Origin of the sequence: Clostridioides sp. ZZV14-6345 (assembly GCF_020657775.1) — a bacterium.
GTDB lineage: Bacteria > Bacillota > Clostridia > Peptostreptococcales > Peptostreptococcaceae > Clostridioides > Clostridioides difficile_D.
On sequence record NZ_JAGWCX010000225.1, the window covers coordinates 1 to 350 of the forward strand.

Sequence of the window (350 nt, forward strand, 5' to 3'; positions counted from 1 at the left end):
TCGTTTAGTGTTGTAAAACTATATTTAAACTTTCCTATATTTCCTCCGTTTATTGTACAGTTTGTTGTAGGATTTCCAAATATAGATTTTTCTTCTCCAATACTATGTACATATATTCCACTTGTTTCTGGTAATGTATTTTTATAAACATTTACTATTACAGTATATAATGTGTTTGGTTTATACATAGAATAGTTTGTTGTAAAAAAGTTATGATACATTACTCCATCTTCTGTTGTTATATTTATTTTATTATCTGAAAAAGTTGTTTTCCATAAAGAAAAATCTGAGATATTATTACCCCATAAATTAACTAGTGTTTTTCCTTCTACATTGAAATTAGTTAGATA

General features: G+C 24.6%; 1 protein-coding gene. It reads right to left on the bottom strand.

Features of this window, described 5'->3' with window-relative positions; translation table 11 throughout:
• A partial coding sequence (locus KGF39_RS19600; RefSeq protein ID WP_227823593.1) for a hypothetical protein occupies positions 1–350 on the bottom strand: 350 nt, incomplete at both ends.